This window comes from Candidatus Binatia bacterium (assembly GCA_026415395.1).
In the GTDB taxonomy this organism is placed as follows: Bacteria; Desulfobacterota; Binatia; order HRBIN30; family HRBIN30; genus HRBIN30.
In genome coordinates this window covers 1,266,902-1,279,089 of the sequence record JAOAHD010000007.1, presented here as the reverse complement: position 1 = coordinate 1,279,089, position 12,188 = coordinate 1,266,902, and the positions used below count along the sequence as shown (strand labels likewise).

Here is a 12,188-nt window from a genome sequence, read left to right as displayed (position 1 = left end):
AGCGGCATGAACACCGTTTCGGCCGTGCGGGCCACCACGTCGAGCAAAATTCGCCGCCGTTCGTGCGACGCCGTGATATCAAGAAAGGTCAGTTCGTCGGCTTCTTCCTCGTCGTAGCGCTGGGCAATTTCCACGGGGTCGCCAGCGTCGCGCAAGCCAACGAAGTTCACGCCCTTGACCACCCGGCCATCTTTCACATCGAGGCAAGGAATAATGCGCCGCGCCAGCATCAGGCACGCTCCTCACTCTCGGCCCGCCTGCACAGCAGCAGAAAAATCCACTGCACCGCTGTACAACGCGCGGCCGATGATGACCTCGTCGAGATTCGGGGGGGCCGCCGAGCGAAGGCGGCGCACATCGTCGAGCGAGCCCACCCCGCCCGAGGCAGTCACCGGAATATCGACGGCAGCAGCAAGGGCGACCGTAGCCTCGAGATTCAAGCCCGCCAGCGTTCCGTCGCGCGCAATGTCGGTGTACACGATGCGCGCCGCTCCCCAGGCCGCCACTTCCTGCGCCAAAGCCAGAGCCTCCACTGTGCTTTGTTCCACCCAACCGCGCACAGCCACCTTGCCCTCGCGGGCGTCGATCCCCACGACCACTCGGCCGGGAAACTCGCCACAGGCGGCGCGCACGATGTGCGGTTGTTCGAGCGCCGAGGTGCCAAACACCACCCGGCCTGCGCCGCCGGCGAGCAGGGCACCCGCCCGCTCCACGGAGCGGATACCACCGCCCACCTCGATGATTGCTGGAACTTCGCGGCACATCCGCGCGATGATCTTCGCGTTCACCTCCCTGCCCTGCACGGCAGCGTCGAGGTCGACCACGTGCAACACTTCGGCACCGAGGTTCACCCAGTGCCAAGCCATCGCCAGCGGGTCGTCGGAGTAGACTGTTTCCTGCTCCCACTCGCCGCGCAGCAAGCGCACACACCGCCCACCCTTCAGGTCGATGGCAGGCACAATTCGCAATGGCTGACGCGGCACCGCTCAGGCACCTCGCTCAACGAGTTCCACGAAGTTGCGCAGCAGGGTGAGGCCCACGCGTTGGCTTTTCTCCGGGTGATACTGGGTGGCAAAGATGTTCCTCCAGTACACCGCCGACGCAAACTCCACGCCGTATTCTGTCCTGGTCGCCACTACCGCCGGATCGGATGGTACGACGTAGTACGAGTGCACGAAGTAGACGTAAGCGCCGTCCGCAACGTCTTTCAGGTGCGGCACATCGGGCCGCACCCGAAGCTGGTTCCAGCCCATATGCGGCACGGGAAGCTCCCCGCTGGTGCGGAATCGGACCACCTTCCCAGGCAACACGCCGAGGCCCCGCACGGGGCCGAACTCCTCGCTTTCCTCGAACAGTAACTGCATGCCTAAGCAAATGCCGAAAAACGGCTTGCCTTGCTCGATGACGTCGAGCACCACCTGCTCGAGCCCGAAGCGCTGCAAATTCTCCATGCAAGCACCAAAGGCGCCCACGCCCGGCAAAACGACACCGGCTGCGCCGGCGATCACATGCGGGTCGCGGCTCACCACCGCCTGCGCCCCCACGCGCTCGAGCGCCTTTTGCACCGAGCGGAGATTGCCCATGCCGTAGTCGACAATCGCGATGCTCACAGCACTCCTTTGGTAGAGGGCACGCCCGCGACGCGTGGGTCCAGTTGCTTGGCCATATCCAGAGCCCGAGCTAGAGCCTTAAATGCCGCTTCGATGATGTGGTGGGCGTTGCGTCCCTGCGTTTGGTGCAAGTGCAAATTCATCCCCGCCTGATTGGCCAAGGCGAGCATAAAGTCGTGCACGAGTTCCGTGTCGAAGTTCCCCACACGGGCCGCGCGAATCTGTAGCCCGTAGGCAAGGTAAGGCCGTCCGCTGAGGTCGACGGCGGCTTGCACCAATGCCTCGTCCAGCGGGCACACGGCATGGCCAAAGCGACGGATACCGCGCTTGTCGCCCAACGCGTCCCGGAGCGCCTGCCCTAAAGCCAGGCCCACGTCTTCCACGGTGTGGTGTTGATCGACATGCAAGTCCCCGCGCGCGGTGAGGTCCAAATCGAGGAAGGCGTGCCGTGCCAATGTCTCCAACATGTGATCGAGGAAGGGAACGCCCGAGTCGACCCGCGCCTCACCGCGGCCATCGAGATCCAGCACCACGGTGATGTCGGTCTCCCGCGTCTTGCGCGCCACACGGGCCACCCGTCCGCCGCCGCCCCGCACTGCGGCGCGCGGCCTCCGCTGCTTTGCCTTCGTTTCAACGCCCATGGGGTTTCCTCTTTCTCTTATCGTGTAGCGGGCAGTTGGCAAAACGCACGCGCACGGCGTTAGCATGCGCCTGATAGCCCTCCAACTCCGCCAGTGTGGTCACGACCGGCGCCAAACGCCGCAAACCGGCTCGTGTGCCCTGCACGATGCTGCTCCGCTTAACGAAGTCATAGACTCCCAACGGGGAAAAGAAGCGCGCCGTGGTTCCCGTAGGAAGGACATGATTCGGGCCGGCAGCATAATCGCCCACTGGTGCCGGCGCCCAGGGGCCGACGAACACGGCGCCGGCGTGACGAATCCGCTCGAGCCACGGCTTCGGCTCCTGTACCATCAACTCTAAATGCTCCGGAGCAACCTCCTCGGCCAAAGCCACGGCTTCTTCCAGGTCGCGCACAACCACGGCAGCGGCGCGCCGAGAAAGCACGCGCGCAATGGCTTGCCGCCGGGGTAACGATTGCAGTTGTCGCTGAACTTCGGCTTGGGTCGCGAGCGCGAGGGCCCGACAAGGGGTGAAGAGGAGCGCACATTCGTCGCCGCTGCCGTGTTCGGCCTGCGCCAAGAGGTCGGCGGCAACGTATTCGGGATTGGCGTGTTCGTCGGCGACAATCACCACCTCGCTGGGTCCGGCAATGCCGTCGATGTCCACGGCGCCAAACACCAGGCGCTTTGCCGCCTGCACCCAAGCGTTTCCCGGCCCGACAATTTTGTCCACCTTCGGAATGGTCGCGGTGCCGAAGGCGAGCGCCGCTACAGCCTGGGCGCCACCAATGCGGTACACACGGTCAACGCCGGCAATCGCGGCGGCCGCCAGCACCGCCGCCGCTGGTCCGTCAACGCCGCCAGGGGTGACCATGACGATCTCGCGCACACCCGCAACCCGTGCGGGGATGACGTTCATCAGTACCGACGACGGGTACACCGCGTGGCCACCAGGCACGTACACGCCGACGCGTTCCAGCGGCACCTCCCGTTGGCCGAGCACGAAACCCAGGCGGTCGCGAAATTTCCAGGAACGTTCGCGCTGGCGGCGGTGAAAGGCAGCAATCCGTTGCGCGGCAATTTTCAGGGCACGAACCGCTGGTGCCGGCAAGGCATTTTGGGCATCGCGCAATCGACTTTGGGGCACGAGCAGATCCGCCACCGCCAAACGCACACCATCGAATCGCGCGGTTGCTGCAAGTACGGCCGCGTCGCCTCGGCGCCGAACGTCTTCGACGATCTTGCGCGCCGAGCGCTCCACTGCGGGATCTAACGCGCTACGCGGACGGAGGGTCGCAAACACGCCGGCAAAGTCGTGGTCCCCACTCACCAAAATTCGCAGCGGCATCGGTCCCGGTCCTTTCTAACCTCGGCGCCGCTCCACGCTGGCACCCAAGGCACGTAGCTTATCTTCCAGTCGGGCGTAGCCGCGGTCGAGATGGTACACGCGGGCAATTTCCGTTTCCCCTTCCGCAACCAAGCCGGCCAGCACCAAGGAAACGCTAGCGCGCAAGTCGGTTGCCATCACCGGCGCACCGGTGAGTTTCTCGACCCCCTGCACCACGGCCGCGTTGCCACTCACCTTGATGTCGGCACCCAAGCGATTGAGTTCGAGTGCATGCAAGAACCGGTTTTCGAAAATTGTCTCGGTGATCACGGCGCGGCCTTCCGCGCGAGTCATGGCGGCCATGAACTGGGCTTGCAAGTCGGTGGGAAACCCGGGGTACGGCATGGTTTTCACATCCACGCTACGCAGCCGTTGCTGCGCTTGCACGCGAATGCCGGCAGCATCTTCGGTGACCTCGGCACCGGCCTCCCGCAATTTCATCAGCAAGGCGTGGAGGTGCTCCGCGCACGCGCCGCGCACAAACACGTCGCCCGCGGTCATTGCGCCACCAATAAGAAAGGTCCCAGCCTCAATGCGGTCGGGGATGATCGTGTGCTCTACTCCGTGTAAACGGGGCACGCCCTCGACGGTGATCACGTCTTCCCCGGCGCCGTGAATGCGCGCGCCCATGTGCGTGAGCACGCGGGCGAGGTCGACCACCTCGGGCTCGCGTGCGGCCTGCTCGATCCGCGTGGTTCCCCGCGCCAAGCAAGCCACCATGAGCAGGTGCTCCGTCGCGCCGACCGAGGGAACGTCTAAGTACACCGTCGCTCCTTCTAGCCGCGAGGCCCGCGCCTCGGCGTAACCATGCACGACCTCCACAGAAGCACCGAGCTTTTGCAGCCCCTTGAGGTGGAGATCCACGGGACGTGCTCCGATTGCGCAGCCGCCCGGCGTACTGACCCGCGCCTCGCCCACACGAGCCAAAAGCGGCCCCAGGACCAAGAACGAAGCGCGCATTGTTTTGACCAAGTCATAGGGGGCCTCGGCATGGCGGAAGTGTTTGGCCTGGATCCAAACCGAGGTGCCCTCGTGCCGCACCTCGGCGCCGAGGTCGGCCAACAGCCGTAGGGCCGTGCGGACATCCACCACCGGGGGAACGTTGTGGAACACGCACGGTTCCTCAGTGAGCAAGGCGGCAAATAAAATCGGGAGCGCGGCGTTTTTTGCGCCCTCCACCGCAACCTCACCGCACAAGCGGCTCCCTCCGCGAACCACGATCGAATCCATGCTTCACCACCGCCCCGCAGCAAGTCGCGGCCAACCAGCCAAGTCGTGCCGAATCCACCACTCCCGTGCGCCAGCCTGGCGCAGGAGATTCACCACTGCTTCTCGCTGTGTGCCGCCGATTTCCATGAGCAGCCAACCGCCTGGCCGGAGCACGCGCCCGGCATCGGCAATCAAGTCGCGAATCACCGCAAGCCCGTCCCTGCCTCCATCGAGGGCGGCACGGGGCTCGAAGCGAAGTTCCGGCTCGGCCCCTTCCAGTTCGGCCGTACTGAGATAAGGCGGATTGGCCACCAACAGATCAAAGCTCTCTGCAGCGAATGCCTGGAGCGAGCAAGCCGCCAGCAGATGAACGCGCGATGCAACGCCGTGGCGTTCGGCGTTCGCCCGTGCCACGGCTAGTGCGGGACCGGAAATATCGCTGGCAATCACCGTGGCACCGGGCCACTCGCAGGCGAGGGTCACCGCCAGGCAGCCGCTTCCCGTGCCAATGTCACCGGCACAAACTGGTGTACCCTGACGCGCTCGCGGAAAACGCCGGAGCGCCTCTTCGATCAACAGCTCCGATTCGGGCCGGGGGACGAGCACGGCCGGGGTGACGAGAAACTCACGCGACCAAAATTCCCGACGCCCCACCACGTATGCTACCGGTTCGCGAGCCGCACAGCGCCGAAGCCATGCCTCCAAGCGCGCCGCCACGGTGGGCGGAAGGCAATCGTCCAGGCGGACGTACAGCGCTGCGCGATCGACCCCGAGGGCTTCGAGCGCCAGCCACTCCGCGGCCACGCGGGCATCGCGCACCCCGGCTGTGTGCAAGCTGCACGTGGCGCGGGCCACCCATTGGCGCAGGGTGACGCGCTGTTCTACTCGTTCGCTCGCCTGGCTCGTCGTTGCGTTCATGCCACAGCACCCTCCCGCAATGCTTCGGCTTGATAATGGGCGAGGAGGGCATCGATAATCGGGTCGAGCTCGCCATCGAGCACCCGTTCTAAGGAATGCAGCGTGAGTCCAATCCGGTGGTCGGTCACGCGATTTTGCGGGAAATTGTACGTGCGAATTTTCTCCGCTCGCTCGCCCGTTCCAACCATCGCCCGGCGGTTTTGGGCAAGCTGGGCCTGCTGTTCCGCGCGCGCCCGCTCGAGCAAGCGCGCGCGCAAGATCTTCAGCGCCTTTGCTTTGTTCTTGTGTTGCGACTTCTCATCTTGGCAACTCACCACCAAACCAGTCGGCAAATGGGTAATGCGGACAGCCGAGTCTGTCGTGTTCACGCTTTGCCCGCCGGGTCCCGAGGCGCGAAAGACATCGATACGGAGGTCCTTATCCTCGTCGATTTCTACTTCCACGTCCTCCGCCTCGGGCAACACGGCTACGGTAACCGTGGAGGTGTGGATGCGCCCGGCGGCTTCGGTCTCGGGCACGCGCTGCACGCGGTGCACGCCACCTTCGTATTTAAGCCGGCTGTATGCGCCCCGACCTTGAATGAGAGCAACCAGCTCCTTGAGACCGCCGATCTCCGAGCGGCTGGCGCTCAAAACTTCCACCTTCCAGCCGTGGCGCTCGGCATAACGGCTATACATACGGAACAGTTCCTCGGCAAAGAGCGAAGCCTCGTTGCCACCGGCACCAGCACGAATTTCGAGCACGACGTTGCGCTCGTCGTTGGGATCCTTTGGGAGAAGTAAACGCTTGAGCTCTTCTTCGAGCTCTGCCACGCGCTGCTCCAACGCCGGGATCTCCGACTTCGCAAGCTCGCGCAGTTCCGCATCCTCGCCATGAGCAAGCTCGCGGTACTCCTCGAGTTCACGGTGGAGCCTCTTCCACTCGCGGTAATGCTGGACGATCTCGTCGAGGCCGGCGCGCTCCTTGGAAAGGCGCGCATACTCGTGGTAGTTCGCCGCCACCTCCGGATCGGATAAGCGGCGTTCGAGCTCTTCGTAATGGCGTTCGACATGGGCGAGTTTTTCGAAAATCATTGGCTTTCGTTCAACACGAATCGAGAGCTGCCGCAGTGAGTTCCCCGACACAAATGAAAAGGGCGTGGGAACACCGGCTCCCGCGCCCTTTTCTCGGCGCGCCGCTCGCGCGCCCGAACCTCGCTACGCTCCAGCCTTTTCGCTCGCCACGTTGTTTTGGTTCTTGGTTCCGTAGCGCTTCTGGTAACGCTCCACGCGGCCGGCAGTGTCCACAAACTTTTGCTTCCCGGTGAAAAACGGGTGGCAGTTCGAGCAAATTTCGACGTGGATTTCAGGCACGGTCGAGCGCGTTTCGATGACGTTCCCGCAAGCGCAGATGATGCGCGCCGGGCCATACTTGGGATGAATTCCTTCTTTCATGGCGTGCTCCCGCTCTTCGGCTCAAATTGGACAAACTTCCGTAGCAGGGCCCTCTAGGCGCAGCAACCACAGCGGGGCCGTGAATGCCCACGCGAGAGCAGCTTTCGAACCCGTCCCTGGAAATTCCTCTTCATTACCCGTTCGCTGCTCGGGCGCCGCCGCTCCTCCGGGCGTGCTGCTGCCCTCAAGCACGTCGGGCGACGCATGCGTCGCCCCTACGATCGTTCAGGTGCCGCGTGCCAAGACGGCAGCGCGCGTGGCAGCGGGGGCAACACCATCGCCAATCCACGTGTTCCCGCTTCGTCATTCACCATTCGCCACTCGGTGATCGATTCTCAAGCCACTGCGGGAGGTGGGTTCGGTCAGCGGCTGGAGCTACGCAGCAGCAACGCGACCACAACGATTTCCAGCAGGACAACCAAGGCCACGATAATCCCGGCACTCAGGCGAAAGCTTGCCAGCTCGTCAGCCAGCGCATCGATCTTATCGGATGCTTGTGCGATGTCGCCTTTCAGCCCGCTACTTTCCACGTAAAGCCCACGCACTTCCTCGCGCAGCTCCCGAATCTGCTCGAGCAAGGTGTGCTGCTGCTCCGTAAGCTGGCGCACTTCGGCTTCGAGCTCCCCGACACGGTGGCCGAGGCGAGCGATCGCCTCGTGCATTTCGGTGATAGTGGCGGCAGCTCCCTTGTTCCGTTCCGCTTCCTGAGCAAGTTCTGCTCGCAGCGCCGAAAGCTCTTCTAAGATTTTCGTTGCCTGCTGGGCTTGCGCACCGGCAGGCGCGGGCGCTGCGGTGCGTGCCTCAGCCAACGCGCCCAGGAGCAGAACTCCCACCAGGACCAGCACCAGCGGCAGTGCGGGCAGTACCCCAGTCCTCGCCACGCAAGAATCAGAGGAGCTTGCACGGTGGTTTTTCATGAGCCCAACGCACAAGCCAAAGCGAGCCTCTGGGTCAATGGTACATTTCCATGAGCTCCACGAGGCCGAGTTCCCGCATGGACTCGAAGACAAAGCTTTTGACCTCTTTGACAGTCGATAAGCGCAACGCCTCTTCAGCCATACTTTGCGCCCGTTCAAAGGACACTCCGCGAATCAGGCGCTTCACGATGGGGATGAAAAATGCGCTCATGCTGAGGTCCTCGACGCCGAGGCCCATCAGGAGCACCGCGCACAGGGGCTCGGAGGCCATTTCCCCGCACAGCGAGACTGGCCGACCGGCAGCTTTGGCCGCGTTTACGACGTTGGCAATGGCCTGGAGCACAGCGGGGTGCAGCGGCTCATACAGCGTCGACACCTTGCGGTTGTTGCGATCGACCGCCAGGAGGTACTGAATCAAGTCGTTTGTGCCGATGCTGACAAAGTCCACCTCATGCACCAAGGAAGGCGCCAGGTAGACTGCCGAAGGGACTTCGATCATCACGCCGACAGGCATTTGTGGGTCGAACCCGTGTCCCGCGCGGGCCACTTCCTCACGCGCCTCGAGAAGCAGTTCCTTGGCCTGCGCAACTTCCTCGAGGCTAGAAATCATCGGGAACATCAGGCGCACCGGCCCGTGGGCGCTCGCCCGCCAGATTGCTCGGAGTTGCTCCTTGAACAACTCGGGCATTTCCAACGAGATCCGGATGGAGCGCCAACCGAGGAAGGGGTTTTCTTCGTGCGGCGTGTGCAAGTAGCGGGGGTATTTGTCCGCGCCTAAGTCAAGGGTACGGATCGTAACCGGCTTGCCCTCCATGCCTTCCACGACGCGCCGGTAAATGTCGAACTGCTCGTCCTCGTCGAGGAAGTCGCGGTGCGACATGAAAGCCACTTCCGTGCGGTACAAACCGACCCCTTCTGCGCCGTGGGCGCGCACCCAGAAGAGGTCGCCGAGCAAACCGATGTTGGCCCACAAGCGCACGCGGTGGCCGTCGGGCGTCTCCGCCGGCAGATCGCGCAGGGTTTCCAAGTCGCGATTGAACGCTTGATATTCCTGGATCAGCCGTTCGTATTCGCCGATCACCTCCGGCTTCGGATTCACGAACACCAAGCCGGCGTTGCCATCGACGATGAGCGAGTCGCCCTCTTGGATCCAGTCGACCGCACCCTCCAGGCCCACAACGGTCGGGATCTCTAGGCTACGGGCCAAGATCGCCGCGTGTGAGGTTACACCCCCAGCGCCCAACACCAAGCCTTTGAGCTGTCCTTGCTCCATGACCGTCAGTTCCGAAAGGGCAATCTCGTTCGCGACCAGAATCACCCCTTGGCTGAAGCGGGCCCGCCGTTCTTCAAGTCCGAGCAGGTGCCGCAACACGCGGCGGCCAATGTCCTGCACATCGGCAGCGCGGTCGCGCAAGTAATCGTTGCTGATCTCCCCAAAGTGGCGCAGCAACTCTTCTACCGCCTCTTGCACCCCGGCCTCAGCGCTCAAACCCTCACGAATGGCCGCTTCCACGCGCGCCGAGAACGCCGAGTCGCTGAGCATGAGCTTTTGCGCTTCGAAGATCGCGACATCGATCTCGGGCACGTTGCGCACCACGTGTTCGCACACGCGATCGAGCTCAGTAATCGCTGCATTCAAAGCGGCAGCGAATCGCTGCAACTCGCGTTTGAGCGGATGCTGGCGTTCCCGCGGAAATTTTGTCGTCGTGAACATCGACTCTAGGACGTGCGCGCGGCCAATGGCGTATCCAGGCGCGGCGGCTTGACCAAAGAGACGGGTCGGGCGTTTTGCCCCCGGCTGACCCAGCAATACACTCGCCCGACTTTCGTAATCTCTGAGGCGGGACATGGCCGCATCCATCTTGCGCTCGAAATCGAGCCGCTCCGCCTCTTGACGTTGGAGGGTTTCTTCCAACCGAATGCGCGATAAGATCCCCGCAACGGCAACGCTCACGGTTTTGAGCAGGCGCACCTCTTTCGGGGTAAACCGCCGCCGCCGGGAGGTCTGCACGACAAGCACCCCGACCGGCTCGCCACGCTCCACCACAGGAACACCCAAAAAAGAGTGGTACCGTTCTTCCCCGGTCTCCGGGAAGTATTTGTACCGCGGGTGCGCCATCGCATCGATGGCCATCACAGGCTGCAATTTCTCTACCGCCATTCCGGTGAGCCCCTCGTGCACGCTCATGGTCACCTTGCCCACCGAGTTCCGATCGAGACCTGAGGTCGCCCACAAGCGCAATCGACCGGCTTCTTTCTCGAACACGTAGATGGAGCAAACTTCCATGCCCAGGCGGCTCGAGATCGTGTCGACGATGCCTTGCGCTGCCGCCCGCAAGTCGACCGTGTTCGTCGCCAGGGCAACGATCTCCTCGAGCAGACCGAGGCCCACGCCCGAGCTCCGAGGCGCTACGCCGCGATTTCGCACTGTTGAAGCCGCCGCCCTAGCCATGCGCTTTGCCTGTATACCGCAGGAAACCATGGGCGGCTAGCTACGCAAGCCGTCAACCGTCGCGCGGTACGAAGGTGCTGGCCACGGCAGCGGCGTCCGCATCCGGCCATCCAATGGGAAGTCATCTGGAGGCCGATGGCGGTGATTACCGCTCACTCGCCGGGGTGGGGTGGGCTTGGCACGCACCTCTACGGTTGCCCGCTCATCATTGGCCGCTGGACGACGTCCTACCCAGCCCGACGGGGGAGCGGCGGTCGCCGCTAAGTGCCACCATGCAGAATCCGTCAACCAGCTCGGGCGACCCGTCGCCAGGCAATTCGCCCTTCGCCTTCGATCGCATCCGCCACCGCAGGAACCGGCAGCGCGGGCGACGCGTGCGTCGCCCCTACCGCTCGCTACACGCCATTCGCGCCATTCACTATCCGTTCTGGCGCCTGAGGAATTACAGCGGCGGTGGCGGCAGCGGAAACGCAATCGACGCGTAGCTCACCACGTGCTCGTAGTCGCCGGTGATGTCCAAAGACGTGTAGTAGTGCAGCAACACACCGGAGGTTCGCTGCGCGTGCATCGCTAAAAAAAGGACAACCGGGTTGCGTCCGCAGATGGTTGCACCGGTGGCGTCGACAAAACGGCGAAAGGCTTCGAAGTCCCCAAGGCAGATGCGAGCAATGGCTTCGTGATCTAGCGCTTTTAACTGCGAGCGCACGAAGTCCGCACTCTGCGGGGGGAAGGGCAGATAATCGAACCGGGCCCCGTAGTGGGTGAGGTCGGAACTCACCAGAACCAAGGTGTCGCTGTCGACCATGCTGGCAAGCTCGTCGCCCCAAGTCCGCGCCCGTTCCGTTGGCACCTCCCCCACCAACAACGGCACGACACTCACCCCTGGGAGCGCCACTTGGAGAAACGGGAGTTGAATCTCCAGCGAGTGCTCGGGACCGAATGGAGCGGCATCTTCGCGAATCCAGGAGAAATGGAGCAGCTTTGCCACGGACTCGCAGTCGATGTTTACGATCCCGAGCGGGGTGCGGAAGCCGTCCCAGTTCAAGGTCACTGCCCCGCGGAACAGCGCATAATGACTCGGAGCGAGCATCAGTGCCCGCTTCACGGTGCGGTGGGCCGCCAAAGCATAACCGAATGCCGCGGCATCGCCGGAGTACATGTGACCAGCATGCGGCACAACCAACGCAAACGGCACAATGTTGGGAAGCGGGTAAGCGCGCTCGATCCGTTGCTCGATCTCCCTGCGCAACGCGACTGCGTCACTCGTGTACCAGCGGCCAGCCAGATGGGCGTCGTGAATCTTTCTCATACGCCGTCTTCCAGCTCCGGGCGCAACAACCGCATGCGTTCCCGTTGCACCTCCGGGCGCGGATAGCAGTCGATACAAGTGTACACGAAACGCGGATTGCGCACGTGTACCACGACGCGCGTAAGGGCAGCATACTCGTCCCACATCTCCGTCTCCTCCACCTCGCCGGTGTAGAGGAAGTGGAAGTCCACGTGGTAGCTGTCACGATAGTGCAGCGTGTCCTGCACCACGCGCCCACAGTGCGTGCAGCGCCTCGGTTGAGCGGGTTTACTTTCCAGCATCGCCTCTCGCCTCGAGTACCAGGGCAGCAAAGGCCGTATATCCCACAAATAC

Annotated in this window: 13 protein-coding genes; all 13 read right to left on the bottom strand. The window is 63.3% G+C overall.

The genetic code is table 11. From position 1 onward, the window contains the following. Positions 1-230, bottom strand: a 230-nt coding sequence (locus tag N3C12_10030; protein ID MCX8072776.1) for a HisA/HisF-related TIM barrel protein, incomplete at its 3' end; no start/stop codon positions are given. Positions 231-242: 12 nt separating this feature from the next. Next, positions 243-968, bottom strand: coding sequence for a 1-(5-phosphoribosyl)-5-[(5-phosphoribosylamino)methylideneamino]imidazole-4-carboxamide isomerase (gene hisA, locus N3C12_10025; GenBank protein MCX8072775.1), 726 nt, complete (start codon positions 966-968; stop codon positions 243-245). 18 nt (positions 969-986) lie between these two features. Beyond that, positions 987-1,610, bottom strand: a complete 624-nt coding sequence (hisH, locus tag N3C12_10020; protein ID MCX8072774.1) for an imidazole glycerol phosphate synthase subunit HisH — start codon at positions 1,608-1,610, stop codon at positions 987-989. Further along, complete coding sequence (gene hisB, locus N3C12_10015) at positions 1,607-2,251, bottom strand: imidazoleglycerol-phosphate dehydratase HisB (GenBank protein ID MCX8072773.1); 645 nt, start codon at positions 2,249-2,251, stop codon at positions 1,607-1,609. Before hisB ends, hisH begins: the two co-directional genes overlap by 4 nt. Further along, positions 2,241-3,578, bottom strand: coding sequence for a histidinol dehydrogenase (gene hisD, locus N3C12_10010; protein ID MCX8072772.1), 1,338 nt, complete (start codon positions 3,576-3,578; stop codon positions 2,241-2,243). Before hisD ends, hisB begins: the two co-directional genes overlap by 11 nt. A gap of 15 nt (positions 3,579-3,593) precedes the next feature. Beyond that, positions 3,594-4,847 carry a UDP-N-acetylglucosamine 1-carboxyvinyltransferase gene (murA, locus tag N3C12_10005; GenBank protein MCX8072771.1) on the bottom strand — a complete coding sequence of 418 codons (1,254 nt, stop codon included), beginning with the start codon at positions 4,845-4,847 and terminating at the stop codon, positions 3,594-3,596. A gap of 3 nt (positions 4,848-4,850) precedes the next feature. Continuing rightward, positions 4,851-5,744, bottom strand: coding sequence for a peptide chain release factor N(5)-glutamine methyltransferase (gene prmC, locus N3C12_10000; GenBank protein MCX8072770.1), 894 nt, complete (start codon positions 5,742-5,744; stop codon positions 4,851-4,853). After that, positions 5,741-6,814: a peptide chain release factor 1 gene (prfA, locus tag N3C12_09995; GenBank protein ID MCX8072769.1), complete on the bottom strand. Its 1,074-nt coding sequence runs from the start codon at positions 6,812-6,814 to the stop codon at positions 5,741-5,743. Before prfA ends, prmC begins: the two co-directional genes overlap by 4 nt. 126 nt (positions 6,815-6,940) lie before the next feature. After that, entirely contained in the window at positions 6,941-7,177 is a 237-nt protein-coding gene (rpmE, locus tag N3C12_09990) for a 50S ribosomal protein L31 (GenBank protein MCX8072768.1), read from the bottom strand. A 362-nt stretch (positions 7,178-7,539) separates the two neighbouring features. After that, positions 7,540-8,058, bottom strand: coding sequence for a hypothetical protein (locus N3C12_09985; GenBank protein ID MCX8072767.1), 519 nt, complete (start codon positions 8,056-8,058; stop codon positions 7,540-7,542). Positions 8,059-8,128: 70 nt separating this feature from the next. After that, the gene (gene ptsP / locus N3C12_09980; protein MCX8072766.1) at positions 8,129-10,486 is read right to left on the bottom strand and encodes a phosphoenolpyruvate--protein phosphotransferase; all 2,358 of its coding nucleotides are present in this window, start codon (positions 10,484-10,486) and stop codon (positions 8,129-8,131) included. A 502-nt stretch (positions 10,487-10,988) separates the two neighbouring features. Next, the gene (gene amrB / locus N3C12_09975) at positions 10,989-11,855 is read right to left on the bottom strand and encodes an AmmeMemoRadiSam system protein B (GenBank protein MCX8072765.1); all 867 of its coding nucleotides are present in this window, start codon (positions 11,853-11,855) and stop codon (positions 10,989-10,991) included. Continuing rightward, complete coding sequence (locus N3C12_09970) at positions 11,852-12,136, bottom strand: hypothetical protein (protein ID MCX8072764.1); 285 nt, start codon at positions 12,134-12,136, stop codon at positions 11,852-11,854. Before N3C12_09970 ends, amrB begins: the two co-directional genes overlap by 4 nt. Positions 12,137-12,188 lie beyond the last annotated feature (52 nt).

What these genes read in the sequence shown, in the direction of transcription:
- hisB (MCX8072773.1), bottom strand. Translation starts at nt 2,251, where the DNA reads ATGGGCGTTGAAACGAAGGCAAAGCAGCGGAGGCCGCGCGCCGCAGTG.
- hisD (MCX8072772.1), bottom strand. Translation starts at nt 3,578, where the DNA reads ATGCCGCTGCGAATTTTGGTGAGTGGGGACCACGACTTTGCCGGCGTG.
- murA (MCX8072771.1), bottom strand. Translation starts at nt 4,847, where the DNA reads ATGGATTCGATCGTGGTTCGCGGAGGGAGCCGCTTGTGCGGTGAGGTT.
- prmC (MCX8072770.1), bottom strand. Translation starts at nt 5,744, where the DNA reads ATGAACGCAACGACGAGCCAGGCGAGCGAACGAGTAGAACAGCGCGTC.
- rpmE (MCX8072768.1), bottom strand. Translation starts at nt 7,177, where the DNA reads ATGAAAGAAGGAATTCATCCCAAGTATGGCCCGGCGCGCATCATCTGC.
- amrB (MCX8072765.1), bottom strand. Translation starts at nt 11,855, where the DNA reads ATGAGAAAGATTCACGACGCCCATCTGGCTGGCCGCTGGTACACGAGT.
- N3C12_09970 (MCX8072764.1), bottom strand. Translation starts at nt 12,136, where the DNA reads ATGCTGGAAAGTAAACCCGCTCAACCGAGGCGCTGCACGCACTGTGGG.